Source organism: Bradyrhizobium sp. Arg237L, from assembly GCF_029990105.1.
Taxonomy (GTDB): Bacteria; Pseudomonadota; Alphaproteobacteria; order Rhizobiales; family Xanthobacteraceae; genus Bradyrhizobium.
In genome coordinates, this window is record NZ_JAQMIL010000086.1 from 1 (window position 1) to 16,634 (window position 16,634).

Consider the following 16,634-nt stretch of genomic DNA (forward strand, 5'->3'; position numbering starts at 1 on the left):
CTCACCCGGGGCCCGGTCGTCGCGCTGCGCTACGCATGGCTCCGCGCGCCGCCCTCTCACCGCAAAAACCCGACCCACACCCGTTCGTTGAGAGCCTTGACTCACAAAGCCCCATATGAGGGTGGGCAAAGCGCAGCGTGCCCACCACCCACGTTCGGTGCAAGGAAAGGTGGGCACGCTGCGCTTTGCCCACCCTGCGGGATCTAAGCGGCTGCCGCGGCCGCTTTCAGCGCCGGCCGCTTGATCGCCAGCGCGATCGACGCTGCAACGAGGCAGAGTGCTCCGGCAATGAAGAAGGCGGGCAGGTAGCTTTCGTACACCGTCCGTGACAGGCCGGCGCCAAAGGCGGCGGCACCGGCGCCCAGTTGATGTCCGGCAAAGATCCAGCCGAATACGAGATTGGCGCGCTCGGCACCAAAACTCTGCGCGGTCAGGCGCACGGTTGGCGGCACGGTGGCGATCCAGTCGAGCCCGTAGAACATCGCAAACAGCGACAGACCGTAGAACGAGAAGTCCGTGAACGGCAGGAAGATGAGCGACAGCCCGCGCAAGCCGTAATACCAGAACAACAGCCAGCGGTTGTCGTAGCGGTCCGACAGCCAGCCCGAGATGATGGTGCCGAAGAAATCGAAAATGCCCATCGCGGCAAGCAGGCTCGCGGCCTGCACCTGGGGAATGCCGAAATCAAGGCACATCGGGATCAGGTGCACCTGGACCAGGCCATTGGTGGAGGCGCCGCAAATGAAGAAGGTCGCGAACAGGATCCAGAATACCGGGGACTTCGAGGCGTCGCGCAGCGTGCCAAGCGCCGCCGCCATGATCGGTGCATTGCTTGGCGGCGGCGCGGGGAGCGGCTCCTTGCCGGTGTCGCCGAACGGGCGGAGGCCGACGTCGCTCGGGCGGTCGCGCATGACGAGCAGCACCAGGAAGGCGGACAGGCCGAGCACGACGCATACCAGCGACAGCGCAATCCGCCAGCCGAAGCGCTCAGTGAGGCTCGCGAGCAGGGGCAGAAAGACGAGTTGGCCGGTCGCGACGCTCGCAGTCATGATGCCGATGACGAGGCCGCGCTGCGCGACGAACCAGCGCGCAGCGATCGTCGCGCCCAATACGAGCGCCGTCATGCCGGTGCCGATCCCGATCACGACACCCCACAGCAGCACCAACTGCCAGACCTGTGTCATCGCGAGCGAGGCAAGCAGGCCAGAGACCACGATGAGCTGGGCCGCCAAGGTCACATTGCGCAATCCGTAACGATTCATCAGCGCAGCCGCGAATGGCGCCATCAATCCGAACAGGATGAAACGGATCGAGAGCGCGGAGGAGATCTCCGCCGTGCTCCATCCGAACTCCTTCTGCAGCGGCACGATGAAGACGCCGGGCGCGCCGACCGTGCCTGCGGCGATCAGCGCGGTGAGGAAGGTGACGCCGACCATCACCCAGCCGTAATGGATATTGCGGCGGGTGAGGGTGGCCGCCAGCCAGTTCGAGATCATCGGGCCTCAGAAAATTCTACCTGGATGGAAGGCTAGCTTGTTAGGCACATACTGCCGCAAGGGGTGTATGACGTAAATGTCATACTTCCCTCATTTCAGGACATCCGGCCAGATTCTTGTTTTGACGCGTTTTCTTGACGCGAACCGGTATCCACTTCGCTCGAAAACGCTCTGTCTAGTGCGAGGCGCGCTCGACCGCGATCGCGGTGGCTTCGCCGCCGCCGATGCAGAGCGCGGCGACGCCGCGCTTCAGGTTCTGCGCTTCCAGAGCATGCAGCAGCGTCACGATCAGTCGCGCGCCGGTGGCGCCGATCGGATGGCCGAGCGCGCAAGCGCCGCCATTGATGTTGAGTTTTTCGCGGGGAATTCCGAGGTCGCGCTGCGCCGCCATCGCCACCACTGCGAAGGCCTCATTGATCTCGAACAGATCGACGTCGCCGGCGCTCCAGCCGACCTTGTCGAGCAGCTTGCGGATCGCCGGGATCGGCGCCGTGGTGAACCATTGCGGCTCCTGGCTGTGGGTGGCGTGGCCCTTGATCTCGGCCAGCACCGGCAGGCCGTCGCGATCGGCCAGCGAACGCTTGGCGAGGATCAGCGCCGCGGCGCCGTCGGCATTGGCGGAGGAGGCGGCCGGCGTGATGGTGCCGTTGGGGCGGAATGCCGGCTTTAATCCGGGAATTTTGGCAGGGTCGACCTTGAGCGGATGCTCGTCATTGGCGATCACGCGCGGGCCCGCTTTCTCCGTGATCGTGATCGGCACGATCTCGGCCTTGAAGGCGCCGCCCTCGACCGCGTTACGCGCCCGCGTCAGCGTCTCCATCGCGTAAGTGTCCTGGTCCTTGCGCGTGAACTGATAGGCCTCCGCGGTCGCCTCGCCGAAATCGCCCATCGAGCGCCCGGTCTCGTAGGCGTCCTCAAGTCCGTCCATCATCATGTGGTCGATGATGCGGTCATGGCCGGCGCGATAGCCGCCTCGCGCCTTGGCAAGCAGATAGGGCGCATTGCTCATGCTCTCCATGCCGCCGGACACCACGATCTCGGCCGAACCGGCCTTGATGATGTCATGGCCGAGCATGGTCGCCTTCATGCCGGAGCCGCAGACCTTGTTGACGGTGGTGGCGCCGGTCGCATCGGGCAGTTTGGCGCCGCGCGCGGCCTGGCGGGCTGGCGCCTGGCCCTGGCCAGCCGGCAGCACATTGCCCATGAACACTTCATCGACGCGTTCAGGCGAGAGCTTTGCCCGCTCCAGCGCCGCACCGATCACATGGGAACCGAGCTTGTGCGCGCTGAACGGCGACAATTCGCCCATGAAACGGCCAAGCGGCGTGCGGGCGGCGGAAAGGATGACGACGGGATCGAAGGCATTGGCCATGGCGGGCTCCCTGGAGGATTCTTGGTCACATGATGATGACCATATGATGCGCCGCAAAAATTGCAACGCCCGCCCGCATGAGAAATTGTCGTGCTTCATCCGCACCGCCGTCATCATCCGCGAAGGCGGATGATCCAGTAACCACAAAACGACGTTCGGTGGTTACTGGATGCCCCGCCTTCGCGGGGCATGACAACTAGCGCTTCCGCCCCAGGAACCCCTGCATCAGCCGCTGCGGTTCGCCGGTCAAGAAGGATTTCCCGAACACGCCCACGCTCAAATTGACCGACTCCGTCAGCGGCAGCTCTTCCCATTGCCGCAGCAAATCCTTCTGGATGCGCAGCGCCTCGGGGCCGCATTCGAGCAGCGCCGCCACGGTGTGTTCGACCTCGGCGTCAAGCTCGCCTTGTTTCGCGACCTTGTCGACGAGGCCCCAGGCGAGCGCAGTCGGTGCGTCGATGTTCTCAGCGGTCATCACCAGCCAGCGCGCGCGGCTCCAGCCGATCAGCCTCGGCAACAGCGCCGCATGGATCACCGAGGGGATGCCGACGCGCACCTCGGGCATGCCGAACTTCGCGTCATGCGCTGCGATCCGGAAATCGCAGGCCGCGGCCACTTCCAGCCCGCCGCCGAGACACCAGCCCGGCATTCGCGCGATGACCGGCGCCGGGAATCGGCGCACGGCCTCGCAGAGGTCGCGCAGTCGCGTGATGAAGATTTCCGCCGACTTCTGCTCGAGCTTGGCCATCTCCTTGATATCGGCGCCGCCGATCATGCTCTTCTCGCTCTGGCCGGCCAGGATTACCGCGCGGATGTCGCGGTCATCGGCAAGCTTCTCGAATCCTTCGCGGACGCCATCGGTGACGGCCGAGCTCAGGATGTTCAGCGAACCGGCGTTGCAGACGGTGAGGCGGACCACGCCGCGGGAATCGCGGTCGACGCCGCAATGGGTATTGAGCATTTCCATGGGATCATCTCGAGGCAGGGGACATCCAGCCACTTCCCGGACAATGGCGGCGCTTGTCAAGCCGCCGCGCAACCGCTGTTGCGATGCAGCGGTGCGTACAATAGAATGATGAATATCATTTAATCTCACCTAAAAGGAGTTGCCATGGCCTTCGCCGATACTGCCGATCTGCTCTCGCCAGCGTCCCGCCGCGAGCGAGTGGTGAATTGGCAGGCGCCTGGACCGACCGCGAAGGTCGCTGCCGCGATGTCGGGCATGGAAGCGATGTGCGGGATTCGCGACGGTGTCCTGCCGCCGCCGCCGTTCGCCAAGCTGATCGGTTTCCGGATGGCGGTCGTCGAGCCCAGCCGGATCGTGATGGAACTTGATCCCGAGGAGAGCCTCGAGAACACGATCGGTCTCCTGCACGGCGCGACCGCCGCGGCGTTGCTCGATACTGCCATGGGCTGCGCGATCTCGACCATGCTCCCCGCTGGCCAGACCTCTGTTACGCTCGACCTGAAGCTCACATATCTGCGACCGCTCTCGGTGCGTTCAGGCACGATCCGCGCCGAGGGCAAGGTCATCAAGCTCGGCCGCCAAAACAGCTACACCGAAGGTTTCGTCCGCGACGGCGCCGGCAATCTTGCAGTGCACTCTACCGCGACCTTCGCCATGATCGGTGGCGCGAATTTGAAATAGCTACAGCTTTCTTTACGTCTTGATGCTATTATATGACCGGAAACATCCAATGAGACCCCCATGCGTTATTCGAAAGAACACAAGGCGGAGACCCACGAGCGGATCGTGAAACAGGCCTCGGTCAGGCTGCGCGAGCGCGGCGCCCATGGCATCGGCGTCGCCGACCTGATGAAGGAGGTCGGACTGACCCATGGCGGCTTCTACGCCCATTTCGATTCCCGCGAGGCGCTGGTGATCGAGGCGTTCGGCTACGCCATGGACCGCGCCAACGAGCGCTGGCGCAAGATCGTTGAGGAGACGCCGCCGGAGAAGCGGCTGGCGACCATCGTCGATTCCTATCTGACGACGACGCACCGCGACGATCCCGGCCGCGGCTGCGCGGTTCCGTCTCTCGGCGCCGAGATCGCCCGCGAAAGCCCGAAGACGCGCAAGGCGTTCGCCGCCAAGCTGGAGCGGATGATCGATATGGTGGCCGACCAGATTCTGGACGTGCCGCCGAAGGCCGCACGCAAGCAGGCGATGGCAGCGCTCGCGACCATGATGGGAACCGTCGTGATGTCCCGCATCGCCGGCAATAGCGAGTTGTCCGACGAGATCCTCACCGCCGGCCGCGAAGCCGTATTGCCTCGTGCTGCCGCGAAGCCCGCGGTGAAGAAGCCGCGCGCCAAGGCGCACTGAGGCAAGTCAGGCTAGTAATTGTTTACGTCGTCCCGGGCTTGACCCGGGACCCATAACCACGAATGTCAGTTGTTTCTGGTGCTGAGGCCACAAGCGTCTCGCACAACAACGCGATCCTGTGGTTATGGGTCCCGGCTTTCGCCGGGACGACGCGGTGTTGTTGTGGCGGGCGGCTCATACCCATTGAACAACGCGCGCTCGTCCTCGACCGTCTCGTAGATATAATCCGCCACCGCGCGGATGCGGGCGAGGTCCTTGCTGTCGGCGTGCATCAACAGCCAGAAGGTGCGTGAGATCCGCACCTCGTCCGGCAGCACAGGACGCAATTCCGGATGCGCCGTCGCCATGAAATGCGGCAGCACCGCAATGCCGTAGCCGGCGATGGTCGCGTTGAGCTGCGCGATCAGATTGGCGCTGCGGAATTTGGCGGAGATCTTCGGCGAGACCTGCGGCAGATAGTCGAGCTCGGGCGTGAACAAGAGTTCCTCGATATAGCCGACGAAGCGATGCGTCGGCAGATCGCTGCGCGCGGTGATCTTCGGCGCGCGGCCGAGATAGGCGGGCGCCGCGTAGAGGCCGAGGCTGTAATCGAGCAATTTGCGGCCGACGATGCGGCCTTCCTTCGGCATCGACAGGCTGATCGCGATATCGGCCTCGCGCTTCGACAGGCTGAACAATCGCGCGGTCGCCACCAACTGCAGATCGACATCGGGATACCGGTCGGTGAATTTAACCAGGCGCGAGGCCAGGAAGTGGCTGCCGAAGCCGTCGGGCGCGCCGATCCGGACCGTGCCGGTCAGATGCGCGCGCGAGCCGCCGACCGCCTCCTGGTTGGCGACGATGGTCGATTCCATCGCCTCCGCGCTGTCGGCGACGCGCTGGCCGGCTTCGGTCAGGAGGTAGCCGGTCTTGCGGCGGTCGAACAACTTCGCCGAAAGGTGATGCTCCAGCCGGTCGACACGGCGGATCACCGTGGCATGATCGACGCCGAGTTGTTTTGCCGCAGCCGACACCGATCCGCCGCGCACGATGGCGAGCACGAAGCGAAAATCATCCCAGTCGATCGCGCCGCCTTGATCCAGCATTTCCGCACATCTATGGTGCAATTTATCGGACTTGAATCCCATAAAATGCGGGTCGATAGGGTTTGTAAAGCGATCTAGGTGCGGATCAGGCGTTCGGCCGGGACCAGGGAGGTTTTCATGCGTTCAATCGGACATTTCATCGGTGGCAAGGAGGTCAAGGGCACCTCGGGCCGGACGGCCGACGTCTTCGAGCCGATGACCGGCGATGTGCAGGCCAAGGTGGCGCTCGCCTCGAAGGCCGAGCTGCGCGCCGCGGTCGAGAATGCCAAGGCCGCGCAGCCCGAATGGGCGGCGACCAACCCGCAGCGGCGCGCCCGCATCATGATGAAGTTCCTGGAACTGGTGCAGCGCGACTACGACAAGCTCGCCGAGCTGCTCGCCCGCGAACACGGCAAGACCGTTCCCGACGCCAAGGGCGACATCCAGCGCGGCCTTGAAGTGGTCGAGTTCGCCTGCGGCATCCCGCATCTGATGAAGGGCGAATATACCGAGGGTGCCGGCCCCGGCATCGACATCTATTCGCTGCGCCAGCCGCTCGGCGTCGTTGCCGGCATCACGCCGTTCAATTTCCCGGCGATGATCCCGATGTGGAAGTTCGCGCCCGCGATCGCCTGCGGCAACGCGTTCATCCTCAAGCCATCCGAACGCGATCCGGGTGTACCGATGATGCTCGCGGAATTGATGATCGAGGCCGGCCTGCCGCCGGGCATCCTCAACGTCGTCAACGGCGACAAGGAAGCGGTCGACGCCATCCTTGACGACCCCGACATCAAGGCGATCGGCTTCGTCGGCTCCTCGCCGATCGCGCAATATATCTATGAGCGCGCGGCCGCGACCGGCAAGCGCTGCCAGTGCTTCGGCGGCGCCAAGAACCACGCCATCGTGATGCCCGACGCCGACATGGACCAGGCGGTCGACGCGCTGATCGGCGCCGGCTACGGCTCGGCGGGCGAGCGCTGCATGGCGGTCTCGGTCGCGGTTCCCGTCGGCAAGACCACCGCCGACCGTCTCATGGAAAAGCTGATCCCGCGCGTGGAAAGCTTGAAGATCGGCACCTCGATCGATCCCTCCGCCGATTACGGCCCGCTGGTGACGCGCGAGGCGGTCGAGAAGGTGAAGGGCTATATCGACATCGGCATCAAGGAAGGCGCGACGCTTGCCGTCGACGGCCGCGGCTTCAAGATGCAGGGCTATGAAAAGGGCTTCTATCTCGGCGGTTCGCTGTTCGACAACGTCACCAAGGACATGCGGATCTACAAGGAAGAGATCTTCGGCCCCGTGCTGTCCGTGGTGCGCGCGCATGATTACAACGAAGCGCTGGCGCTGCCGTCCGATCATGACTACGGCAATGGCGTGGCCATCTTCACGCGCGACGGCGATGCGGCGCGCGATTTCGCCGCCAAGGTGAATGTCGGCATGGTCGGCGTCAACGTGCCGATCCCGGTGCCGATCGCCTATTACACCTTCGGCGGCTGGAAGAAGTCTGGCTTCGGCGACCTCAACCAGCACGGCCCGGATTCGATCCGCTTCTACACCAAGACCAAGACGGTCACCTCGCGCTGGCCGTCGGGCGTCAAGGAAGGTGCGGAGTTCTCGATCCCGACGATGAAGTGACCTCGCGCGAGGCGGGCGCTATGCAGTTCGCTCTGAACGAGGACCAGATCGCCGTCAGAGACATGGCGCGGGCGTTTGCGGCGGAGAAGATCGCGCCGCACGCGCTGCGCTGGGACGAGGAGAAGCATTTTCCGGTCGACGTGATGCGCGAGGCGGCGGCCCTCGGCATGGGCGGCATCTACATCAAGGACGATGTCGGCGGCTCAGCGATGACGCGGTTCGACGCGGCGCTGATCTTCGAGGCGCTCGCGACCGGCTGTCCGACAGTGTCGGCTTACATCTCCATCCACAACATGGCGTCCTGGATGATCGATGCCTTCGGCAACGACGCGCAGCGCCAGAAGTGGCTGCCAAAGCTCTGCACCATGGAGCTGTTGGCGAGCTATTGCCTGACCGAGCCGGGCTCGGGTTCGGACGCCGCGGCGCTGCGTACCCGCGCGGTGCGCGACGGCGATCATTATGTGCTGAACGGCCAGAAGCAGTTCATCTCGGGCGCCGGCGGCGGCGATCTCTATGTGGTGATGGTCCGCACCGGCGGCGATGGTCCCGGCGGCATCTCGACATTGGTCATTCCCGCCGACACGTCCGGCCTCTCGCTCGGCGCCAATGAGCGCAAGATGGGCTGGAATGCGCAGCCGACCCGCGCGGTGATCTTCGAGAACGCGCGCGTGCCGGTCGAGAACCGGCTCGGCGAGGAGGGCATCGGCTTCAAGATCGCGATGGCCGGGCTCGACGGCGGCCGGCTCAACATCGCCGCGTGTTCGCTCGGCGGCGCGCAGAGTGCGCTCGACAAGGCGCTCGCCTATATGAAGGACCGCAAGGCGTTCGGAAAGCGGCTCGATGAATTCCAGGCGCTGCAGTTCCGCGTCGCCGACATGGCGACTGAGCTGGAGGCCGCGCGCACCTTCCTCTGGCGCGCCGCCGCCGCGCTCGACCGTAGGGATCCCGAGGCGACCAAGCTTTGCGCGATGGCAAAGCGCTTCGGCACCGATGTCGGTTTTGAAGTCGCCAACCAGGCGCTGCAGCTCCACGGAGGCTACGGTTACCTCAGCGAATATGGCGTCGAGAAAATCGTGCGCGATTTGCGCGTGCACCAGATCCTGGAAGGAACCAACGAGATCATGCGGCTGATCGTGGCGCGGAAGTTGATTGAGGGAGCGCGATGACGGCTGCCGTGCAGGATGAAGGCGACCTGATCGTTCGCCGCGAAGGGGCGGCGGGCGTGATCCGCCTCAACCGTCCCAAGGCGATCAATGCCATGACGCTGGAGATGTCTGAGGGCATCGACGCGGCGCTGGACCAGTTCGAGGCCGATCCTGCTGTTGCCGTCGTGCTGCTGGAAGGCGCCGGCGAACGCGGCCTCTGCGCTGGAGGCGACATCCGCGGGCTCTATGAGAGCTCCAAGGCGGGAGGCGATCTCGGCAAGCGGTTCTGGCACCAGGAATACATCATGAACGCGCGGATCGCGAAATATCCGAAGCCATACGTGGCGTTCATGGATGGTTTGGTGATGGGCGGCGGCGTCGGCCTGTCCGGCCACGGTTCGCACCGTGTCGTCACCGAGCGCACGAAACTGGCGATGCCCGAAGTGGGCCTCGGCTTTTTTCCTGACGTCGGCGGCACTTGGCTGTTGTCGCGTTCACCGGGCGAAGTCGGCGCTTACTTTGGCCTGACCGGGCAGACCATGAACGGGCCCGATGCGATCTATGCGAAATTCGCCGACGCCGAGGTGCCGTCGTCGAAATTGCCCGAATTGCGCGCGGCGCTGACGAAGGTCGGCGCCGGTGTGACACACGCCGAGGTCAGGAAACTGATCGACGGCCTTGCGACCGGAGAGACATCGGGTCCCGCAGCGGCGATGCAGCCCAGGATCGATTCCTGGTTTGCGCATGATCGCATGGCAGACATCATCGCATCGCTGCAGCGCGACGGCTCGGAGTTCGCGCTGTCGACGTTGAAGGTGCTGAACGAGAAGTCGCCGCGCGGCATGGTGGTGACGCTGAAGCTGTTGCGGCTGGCACGCACGTCGTCCTCGCTGGAGGAATGCCTGGTGCGGGAATATCGCGCCGCGCTCGCGGTGTTCGCCAGCGACGATTTTCGCGAGGGCGTGCGCGCCGCCGTGATCGACAAGGACCGCAATCCGAAATGGTCGCCGCCGCGGGTCGAGGACGTGACCGCGGAGATGCTGGCGCCATACTTCGCCGAGATCGGCGCCGACGAATTGATATTCGAAAAATAGAAGACAGGACGGGGAGGACATCGAGATGGCAACGATCGCATTCATTGGTCTCGGCAACATGGGCGGCCCGATGGCTGCCAACCTGGTGAAGGCCGGCCACAAAGTGGTGGCCTTCGACCTAGTCGCGGCGTCGCGCAATCAGGCCCAGAGCGATGGTGCTGCGATTGCGGAAAGCAGCGCGGCCGCGGTGAAGGACGCCGACATCGTCATCACCATGCTGCCGGCCGGCAAGCACGTGCTGTCGGTGTGGAACGAGGTCCTGCCTGCGGTGACCAAGGGGGCGCTTATCATCGACAGCTCGACCATTGATGTCGAAAGCGCGAGACAGGCGCATGCGCTTGCGGCCAAGCATGGCGTCTTGTCGGTGGATGCACCGGTCTCCGGCGGCACCGGCGGTGCCAAGGCGGCGACGCTCACCTTCATGTGCGGCGGCGAGGAGAAGGCGTTCGCCGCGGCCAAGCCCGTGCTCGAGAACATGGGCAAGAAGATCGTGCATTGTGGCGGCCCCGGCGCAGGGCAGGCGGCCAAGATCTGCAACAACATGATCCTCGGCATTTCCATGATCGGCGTCGGCGAAGCGTTTGTGCTGGCGGAGAAGCTCGGGCTCTCGCATCAGGCGCTGTTCGACGTCGCCTCGACCTCGTCAGGCCAGTGCTGGGCGATTACGAGCTATTGCCCGGTGCCGGGCCCGGTTCCGACCTCGCCCGCCAACAACGACTACAAGCCCGGCTTCGCCGCGAACCTGATGGTGAAGGATCTGACGCTCGCGCAGGACGCCGCCAACACCGCCGGTGCGGTCACGCCGCTCGGCAAGCATGCCCAGGAAATCTATAAGGCGTTCGATGCCTCTGGTAACGGCGGGGTCGACTTTTCCGGAATTATCCAGCACGTTAGGGCGCTCGCCGGAAAATAACTTTGCTCGTAGCCCGGATGGAGCGAAGCGAAATCCGGGACAGCTTCGTCTCCTGGCGCGGCCTGCCCCGGATTGCGCTTCGCTCCATCCGGGCTACGGTCTAGCGACCACGAGGGCGCGGAGGGAATGACCTGATGACGACCTTTCAGGAAGCGCGCGCGTTTCTGCTTCAGCACCGCACAGACTATGAGACCGCGGTAAAGAGCTTCCGCTGGCCCGATCCGGTGCCCTTCAACTGGGTGCTGGATTGGTTCGATGCGGAGCTCGCGCAAAATCCTGACAGCCGCGACCGCGCGGCGTTGTGGATCGTCGATGCCGGCAGCGACCGTGAGACGAAGCTCTCCTTCGCCACGCTGTCGCGCCGCTCCAATCAGGTTGCGAATTTCCTGCGCGCGCAAGGATTGAAGCGCGGCGATCATCTGCTGCTTCTGCTCGGCAATGTCGTGCCGCTGTGGGAGACCATGCTGGCCGCGATGAAGCTCGACGTCGTCGTGATCCCTGCGACCACGCTGCTGACGTCAGACGAATTGCGCGACCGGCTCGACCGCGGCAAGGCGAGGGCGGTGGTCGCCACGCAGGACCATGTCGGAAAATTTGCCGCCCTCGGCAGCGAAAAGCTCGTGCGCATCGTGGTCGGTGCGACGTCGCAGCAAAACGGCTGGCTGCCGTTCGAGCGGGCGGCGGATGCGTCGGAAACCTTCACGCCTGACGGACCGACCAAGGCCGACGATCCGATGCTGCTCTATTTCACTTCGGGCACCACGGCCAAGCCAAAGCTGGTGCGGCACAGCCAGCGCAGCTATCCGGTCGGTCATCTCTCGACCATGTACTGGATCGGCCTGCAGCCGGGCGACGTGCATCTCAATATCTCTTCGCCCGGCTGGGCCAAGCACGCCTGGAGCTGCTTCTTCGCGCCCTGGAATGCCGGCGCCACCGTGTTCGTGGTCAACCAGCCGCGCTTCGACGCCAAGTCGCTGCTTTCAACCATCGGCCGCTGCGGCGTCACTACGCTCTGCGCGCCGCCGACCGTGTGGCGCCTGTTCATCCAGGAGAAGCTGTCGAGCTTCAAGGTGTCGCTCCGCGAAGTCTGCGGCGCCGGCGAGCCGCTCAATCCGGAAGTGATCGATCAGGTGCAGGCGGCCTGGGGCCTGACCATTCGCGACGGCTATGGGCAGACCGAGACCACTGCGCTGGCCGGCAACTCGCCGGGCCAGAAGGTCAAGATCGGCTCGATGGGCCGGCCGCTGCCCGGCTATCGCGTCGAGATCACCGATCTCGACGGCAATCCGACCCGGGAAGGCGAGGTCTCGCTGGTACTCGGTGCCGACAGGCCCGCCGGCCTGATGCAGGGCTATCAGGGCGATGATGGCAAGCTCTCGGGGGCCGACGGCGCGATCTATCGTAGCGGCGATGTCGTGTTCAGCGACGAGGAGGGCTATTTGACCTTCGTCGGCCGCACCGACGATGTGTTCAAGTCATCCGATTACCGCATCAGCCCGTTCGAACTCGAGAGCGTCCTGCTCGAGCATGAGGCGGTCGCGGAGGCCGCCGTCGTGCCGAGCCCCGATCCAATTCGGCTCGCGATCCCGAAGGCCTATGTGCTGCTGGCCGCAGGCGTCGAGCGCACGCCGGAGACGGCGCTGTCGATCTTTGGGCATCTGCACACGCGCCTCGCGCCGTTCAAGCGCGTCCGCAAGATCGAGCTCGTCACCGAGCTGCCCAAGACAATCTCCGGAAAAATCCGCCGCGTGCAGTTGCGCCGGCTCGAACATGAGGATAATCGCGAGGACAGTTTGCGTGGCGTCGAGTTCCGCGAGGAAGAATTCCCTGAGCTGCAGAGAGTGCGTGCAACGGGATCGGAGAACTAGCGAATGAACGAAGTCTGGAAGAAGCCGCCGGTGTCGCTGGAAACGTATCAGGGCATGGTCGGCAAAGAGATCGGCGTGTCCGCCTGGCACCTGATCGATCAGAAGCGGATCGACACTTATGCTGATGTGATCGAGGATCACCAGTTCATCCATGTCGATCCCGAGCGCGCGAAGGAAACCGCGTTCGGCACCACGATCGCGCACGGTTTCCTGACGATGTCGCTGCTCAGCATCATGTCGTATCAGGTGATGCCCGTCATCGAGGGCACGACGATGGGCGTCAATTACGGCTTCGACAAGCTGCGCTTCATCTCGCCGGTGCGCTCCGGCAAGCGCGTCCGCGGCCGCTTCGTGCTTGCCGAGGCCAAGCTGCGCAAGCCGACCGAGCTGGCGTCGCGCACCAATGTCACCGTCGAGATCGAGGGCGAAGAGAAGCCGGCGCTGGTCGCCGACTGGCTTGCCCTGATCTACTTCGCCTGAAGCTCCCCCGCTCGTCATGGCCGGGCTTGACCCGGCCATCCATCGCTGCTCAAAACGCTCTGATTTTTGATGGATGCCCGGGTCAAGCCCGGGCATGACAAACCGGGAACATACTTCATGACAATCAGGTTTGACGGACGCGTCGCCATCGTCACCGGCGCGGGCAATGGCCTCGGACGGGCGCACGCGCTGGGGCTCGCGAGCCGCGGCGCCAGGGTTGTGGTCAACGATTTCGGCGGCGCGCGCGACGGCACCGGCGCCTCGCTGTCGCCGGCGGAGACCGTGGTCGAGGAAATCCGGAAAGCCGGCGGCACCGCGATGGCCGATGGCGCCGACGTCTCGAATTTCGAGCAAGTCACGGCGATGATCGAGCGCGCGACCAAGGAGTGGGGCAGCGTCGACCTGCTTTGCGCCAATGCCGGCATCCTGCGCGACAAGTCGTTCGGCAAGCTCGAAGTCGCCGATTTCCAGAAGGTGCTGGACGTCCATCTCGTCGGCACCTTCTACTGCTGCAAGGCGGCGTGGGCCGGCATGCGCGACCGCAATTACGGCCGCATCGTGCTGACGACGTCGTCCTCCGGCCTCTACGGCAATTTCGGCCAGGCCAATTACGGGGCCGCCAAGGCCGGCATGGTCGGGCTGATGAACGTGCTCGCGGAGGAAGGCCGCAAGAACAACATCCGCGTCAACACCATCTCGCCGACGGCCGCGACCCGCATGACCGAAGAGCTGTTGCCGCCGCAGGCGCTCGCGCTGATGAAGCCCGAAGCGATCACACCGGCGGTAGAATATATGCTGAGCGAGGATGCGCCGACCCGCACCATCATGGGCGCCGGCGCCGGCTCGTTTGCGGTGATCAAGATCCTAGAGACCGAGGGCATCAACCTGCCACCCTCCGAATGGACGCCCGATGCCGTCGCCGCGCATTTCGCTGAGATCAGCGACATGTCGAAGGCCAAGGCGTTGCAGGGCGCTTTCGAGCAGACGCAGAAGTACGTCGCCCAGGCGGCGGCAAGAGCAGGGATCAAGCTCTGACGATGCCCATCGCCGTCGTCGGCGCCGGCCCCGCCGGCCTGATGGCGGCCGAGGTGCTGGCGCAGGCCGGCGCGGAGGTCACGATCTACGATGCGATGCCGTCGGCCGGCCGCAAATTCCTGATGGCCGGCCGCGGGGGGCTCAATCTCACCCACAGCGAGCCGCTGCCAAAATTCCTCGCGCGCTATCGCGAGGCAATGCCGCATCTTGCGGCCGCCATCGAAGCGTTCCCGCCGCAAGCGTTGCGCGACTGGAGCGAGGCGCTGGGTCAGCCGACCTTCGTCGGCTCCAGCGGCCGGGTGTTCCCGAAAACGTTCAAGGCCTCGCCGTTGCTGCGCGCCTGGCTGCGCCGGCTCGACGGCGCCGGCGTCCGGCTGCTGCTCCGGCATCGCTGGACCGGGTGGGACAATGACGGCCGCCTGCTGTTTCAAACGCCGGAAGGAGCACGCGCCGTTGAAGCCCGCGCCACCATCCTGGCGCTCGGCGGCGCGAGCTGGCCGCGGCTTGGATCTGACGGATCATGGGTGGATGTGCTCGCGGCGAGAGGCGTAAAAGTCTCGCCGCTACGGCCGGCCAATTCCGGCTTCGCCGTCGCGTGGTCGGATATCTTCCGCGATCGCTTCGAGGGCCAGCCGCTCAAAGGCGTCGCGCTGAACTTCGGCAGCCAGCAAGTGCGCGGCGAAGCCATCATCACCCGCACCGGCATCGAGGGCGGCGCCATCTATGCGCTATCGGCCGATTTGCGCGAGGCGATTCTCCACGACGGCGAGGCAACGCTCCATATCGCATTACGGCCCGATCTCGGGATCGACGAGCTCTCCACGAAGCTATCGATGCCGAAGGGCAAGCAATCCTTCTCGAACTTCCTGCGCAAAGCTATGAATCTCGCGCCCATCGCCATCGGCCTGTTGCAGGAGGTGGCAAAAACCTCAGGCTTGTCTCTGCCGTCGCAGTCTCCCGCCGATATCGCTCGCCTCGTCAACGCCGTGCCGCTGCGTCTTGCCGGCACAGCACCGATCGCCCGCGCGATCTCCACCGCCGGCGGCATCGCATTCGACGAACTCGACGCCAACTTCATGCTTCGCCGCTTGCCCGGCATCTTCGCCGCCGGCGAGATGCTCGACTGGGAAGCCCCGACCGGCGGCTATCTATTGCAGGCGTCGTTTGCGACCGGTGCCGCTGCGGGGCAGGGCGTGTTGAAGTGGCTCGACGCGTAGGGTGGGCAAAGCGAAGCGTGCCCACCTTCTCTTGCACCGACCGTGAATGGTGGGCACGCTACGCTTTGCCCACCCTACAAGGCTAACTACAAGGCTAACGCCTCACGGATGGCTATGTGAAAGCGGTGTTCCTCGGGGCAAATCTATCGTCACCCTCTCGGTGATCTGTTTGAGAGTGAGCCAGTTGTTGAGCCTGTCTGCACGCAAGAACACAACCAGCCCCCAAATGGTACATATGAAAAATATCAATCCGACCGCGGCAACAACTGGTTGCCTGACTGCAGCGAGCAATCTCTTCATGAGTATGTCTTCGGGATGATTGGTGAACGAGCGTCTTTTTGAAAATACTACCGAGAATTGTATATCTCTTTCGTCCCGCTTAAACAACACCGTCGCTTCAGTACCGCAATGTGTCCCGATCCGGGGGGCGCCTCGGATTGTGAGTACACACCCTAGTTTTCAGTCGGCTTAGCTCAACAGGTAGAGTGTCCGCATTGTAGGTGGGTGGTTGTTGGTCCAACTCCGGCAGCCGGCTCCAAATCAATGCGGGCTGGAGCAGGGGTAACTCGCGGGCTCATAACCGTGAGATCGCCGGTTCGCGGACCCTTGAGGCGGCCAGCGTGGTTCGTCGTGGTCCTTCTGGCTCTGATCTTTATTACGACGCTCTCGAAGAGCTAGCCCACGCTAGTTGCACATAGCCTCGCAATCGCAGCCGAAGGCGCTGTACGACGTCCAGATTTCTTGCGCAGCGCGGCACAGTTTTAACTGCCATCAGTTCGACGGTTGTGCTCTCCTTGGCAGCGCGACCTCTCGCTGACCACTCAGCCCCCAGCCCCGGTCGGCGGAGAGGAAGCGCGCCCCGGCGTTGATCCCACGATCGCGCCGGGGCACGATCGCGCTGGTCGCCTTGGTCATGAGTTGAGCTGGAGTGGCAGCCATGGTGCAGAACCTCGTAGCCGGATTGGTCGTGGTGGCTTTGATTGTCATGG

At 64.3% G+C, this 16,634-nt stretch carries 15 protein-coding genes and 1 tRNA gene; 11 read left to right on the forward strand and 5 right to left on the reverse strand.

Annotated features, from left to right (window positions below; all coding sequences use genetic code 11):
• Positions 1 to 203 precede the first annotated feature (203 nt).
• The 3 genes from OZ411_RS36495 to OZ411_RS36505 form a co-directional block, all read right to left on the reverse strand.
• Positions 204 to 1,496, reverse strand: coding sequence for an MFS transporter (locus OZ411_RS36495; protein WP_130582766.1), 1,293 nt, complete (start codon positions 1,494 to 1,496; stop codon positions 204 to 206).
• 175 nt (positions 1,497 to 1,671) lie between these two features.
• Positions 1,672 to 2,868: an acetyl-CoA C-acyltransferase gene (locus OZ411_RS36500; protein ID WP_282531832.1), complete on the reverse strand. Its 1,197-nt coding sequence runs from the start codon at positions 2,866 to 2,868 to the stop codon at positions 1,672 to 1,674.
• Between the two features lie 196 nt (positions 2,869 to 3,064).
• Positions 3,065 to 3,835: an enoyl-CoA hydratase gene (locus OZ411_RS36505; RefSeq protein WP_282531833.1), complete on the reverse strand. Its 771-nt coding sequence runs from the start codon at positions 3,833 to 3,835 to the stop codon at positions 3,065 to 3,067.
• 144 nt (positions 3,836 to 3,979) lie between these two features.
• Here OZ411_RS36505 and OZ411_RS36510 point away from each other — a divergent pair, with 144 nt between their 5' ends.
• The gene (locus tag OZ411_RS36510) at positions 3,980 to 4,516 is read left to right on the forward strand and encodes a PaaI family thioesterase (protein ID WP_282531834.1); all 537 of its coding nucleotides are present in this window, start codon (positions 3,980 to 3,982) and stop codon (positions 4,514 to 4,516) included.
• Positions 4,517 to 4,576: 60 nt separating this feature from the next.
• The gene (locus OZ411_RS36515; protein WP_282531835.1) at positions 4,577 to 5,194 is read left to right on the forward strand and encodes a TetR/AcrR family transcriptional regulator; all 618 of its coding nucleotides are present in this window, start codon (positions 4,577 to 4,579) and stop codon (positions 5,192 to 5,194) included.
• A 122-nt stretch (positions 5,195 to 5,316) separates the two neighbouring features.
• Here OZ411_RS36515 and OZ411_RS36520 read toward each other — a convergent pair whose 3' ends face one another.
• Entirely contained in the window at positions 5,317 to 6,279 is a 963-nt protein-coding gene (locus tag OZ411_RS36520) for a LysR family transcriptional regulator (RefSeq protein ID WP_282531836.1), read from the reverse strand.
• Between the two features lie 117 nt (positions 6,280 to 6,396).
• On the opposite strand from OZ411_RS36520, the gene OZ411_RS36525 reads away from it, so the two are divergent.
• The 9 genes from OZ411_RS36525 to OZ411_RS36565 all read left to right on the forward strand — a co-directional run bounded on the left by OZ411_RS36525 (position 6,397) and on the right by OZ411_RS36565 (position 16,183).
• Entirely contained in the window at positions 6,397 to 7,893 is a 1,497-nt protein-coding gene (locus OZ411_RS36525; protein WP_282531837.1) for a CoA-acylating methylmalonate-semialdehyde dehydrogenase, read from the forward strand.
• Between the two features lie 20 nt (positions 7,894 to 7,913).
• Positions 7,914 to 9,059, forward strand: a complete 1,146-nt coding sequence (locus OZ411_RS36530) for an isobutyryl-CoA dehydrogenase (protein ID WP_282531838.1) — start codon at positions 7,914 to 7,916, stop codon at positions 9,057 to 9,059.
• The gene (locus OZ411_RS36535; protein ID WP_282531839.1) at positions 9,056 to 10,132 is read left to right on the forward strand and encodes an enoyl-CoA hydratase/isomerase family protein; all 1,077 of its coding nucleotides are present in this window, start codon (positions 9,056 to 9,058) and stop codon (positions 10,130 to 10,132) included. Before OZ411_RS36530 ends, OZ411_RS36535 begins: the two co-directional genes overlap by 4 nt.
• Positions 10,133 to 10,157: 25 nt before the next feature.
• A complete protein-coding gene (gene mmsB, locus OZ411_RS36540; protein WP_349017068.1) occupies positions 10,158 to 11,045 on the forward strand; it encodes a 3-hydroxyisobutyrate dehydrogenase in 888 nt (295 codons plus the stop codon).
• 134 nt (positions 11,046 to 11,179) lie between these two features.
• A complete protein-coding gene (locus OZ411_RS36545) occupies positions 11,180 to 12,913 on the forward strand; it encodes an AMP-binding protein (RefSeq protein ID WP_282531840.1) in 1,734 nt (577 codons plus the stop codon).
• A 3-nt stretch (positions 12,914 to 12,916) separates the two neighbouring features.
• Positions 12,917 to 13,393, forward strand: a complete 477-nt coding sequence (locus tag OZ411_RS36550; RefSeq protein ID WP_282531841.1) for a MaoC family dehydratase — start codon at positions 12,917 to 12,919, stop codon at positions 13,391 to 13,393.
• Positions 13,394 to 13,510: 117 nt separating this feature from the next.
• A complete protein-coding gene (locus OZ411_RS36555; RefSeq protein WP_282531842.1) occupies positions 13,511 to 14,428 on the forward strand; it encodes an SDR family NAD(P)-dependent oxidoreductase in 918 nt (305 codons plus the stop codon).
• Positions 14,429 to 14,430: 2 nt separating this feature from the next.
• Positions 14,431 to 15,645 (forward strand): TIGR03862 family flavoprotein, encoded by a 1,215-nt coding sequence (locus OZ411_RS36560; RefSeq protein ID WP_282531843.1) that lies wholly within the window; start codon positions 14,431 to 14,433, stop codon positions 15,643 to 15,645.
• 462 nt (positions 15,646 to 16,107) lie between these two features.
• Positions 16,108 to 16,183: transfer RNA gene (locus OZ411_RS36565), tRNA-Thr, on the forward strand.
• Between the two features lie 233 nt (positions 16,184 to 16,416).
• On the opposite strand, the gene OZ411_RS36570 is transcribed toward OZ411_RS36565, so the two are convergent.
• Positions 16,417 to 16,632 (reverse strand): hypothetical protein, encoded by a 216-nt coding sequence (locus OZ411_RS36570; RefSeq protein WP_165421176.1) that lies wholly within the window; start codon positions 16,630 to 16,632, stop codon positions 16,417 to 16,419.
• Positions 16,633 to 16,634 lie beyond the last annotated feature (2 nt).